This window comes from Staphylococcus sp. GDY8P47P (genome assembly GCF_016892225.1).
GTDB classification, from domain to species: Bacteria; Bacillota; Bacilli; order Staphylococcales; family Staphylococcaceae; genus Staphylococcus; species Staphylococcus borealis.
The window spans coordinates 1-1,555 of sequence record NZ_JAFENV010000027.1 but is presented as its reverse complement, the minus strand read 5'-3'; the positions used below and the strand labels follow the sequence as shown (position 1 = coordinate 1,555).

The 1,555-nt window shown below is 29.7% G+C and carries 1 protein-coding gene; it reads right to left on the bottom strand.

Features of this window, described 5'->3' with window-relative positions:
* Positions 1–1,038, bottom strand: a 1,038-nt coding sequence (locus JVV30_RS10675) for a fibrinogen-binding adhesin SdrG C-terminal domain-containing protein (RefSeq protein WP_343283863.1), incomplete at its 3' end; no start/stop codon positions are given.
* Positions 1,039–1,555 lie beyond the last annotated feature (517 nt).

Here is a 1,555-nt window from a genome sequence, read left to right as displayed (position 1 = left end):
TGCATCTGCTTCTGACTCTGCATCTGCGTCTGAAACAGCATCTGCATCTGAGTCAGCGTCTGCATCTGCGTCTGCATCAGCATCTGCATCTGAGTCAGCGTCTGCATCTGAGTCGCTGTCATCTCCGTCTGCAGAACCGTTACCATTTTTAATTATAGTTTCGTTATCCCAATAATATAATTTTTGATTGTAATTATTATCTAAGTTTGTTTCTGTAACACGTGTTTTAACATTTTTACCACTGTCATCATAATGTCCATCAACTACAATAACATATGCTTTATTAGTATCTCCAAATTTGACATTAATTGAATTGTTATTAGTATCAGTTATCCAACCCTCAAAATTACTTGTCACATCTTTTAGATTTGTGTCATTTGGATTAACATAGTAACTTTCTGATAGTTTAGAAACATCGTTAACTTCATACACTTTAATATTTGTATTATCTAAATCTACCTTAGCACTACTATCGCTACTATCTGTAGTATATCCTTGAATATTAACATTCATGTTTATTAAATTATTTTCTTTTGGATTAACATATATAGTTTGTTTATATTCGTTTGCACCAGAACTTTTATCTATTTTAGTAATAAATGAAGTTACATTGGTACCCTGTGCGTCATTTTGACCTTGAACTGGTGAATCATATTGAATATTAATACTTGATTGATATTCTTTACCTGCTATATCAAAATTTAATGGATAATTACCACTATTTGGAGTGTTCTGTCTATCAGTAAATACTGGTAAATCAAATTGTCCTTTTATATTTTTTTTATTATCAACAAAATCAGTAAATGTATATTTTACTTGTTTTGTTTGAGTATCATAAGTACCAGTAGCTACTGTATCACCATTAGCATTTTTTAAATCAGGCAAACGCATTGTATTATTAACATTACTATAATCTATATCACCATCTAGAGTGACATTTTTAGGAACATTTATAGTGAAATAATCTCCTGATTTAACACTTCCATCAATATTGAATGATGCGTTTAGTTTACTATAGCCACTGTGGTTAGGATCAATTGTTTTACTGTCAAAATTAAATTGATCGACATTTATTTTATTATTTACATTAGAACCTTCTTGAGTTGCTTCGGCAGCTAATCTTCTTACAGCTAAACGATTAACTGGTTTAGCAGTTGATTCAGAGGCACGAGCAGTTGCATATGTTGTTGTAGATTCTTTTTTATTTGAATAGTCTTTTACTAATAAATTTAATAATGTATTTGTATCAAGATTATTATAGTCTAACTCTAAGTCTTTAACTTGAGCTTTAGCTTCTTCTTTGCTTGTATTGTTTGTATCAGCTATATAATTAGTTAAAGTAGCTTGCTTGTCTTGTGTTGTTGTAGCATTTTGAACATCGTTAACTACTGTATCAATATCTTGTGTATCATTTGATTTTTGTGAATTTTTAGATTTAGTATATTCTTTAGTAGTTTCTAATTTAGTATCTTCTTGAGTTGGTTATTCTTTAGTAGTTTCTACTTTAGTATCATCTTGAGTTGGTTCTTCTTTAGTAGTTTCTAAATTAGAATCT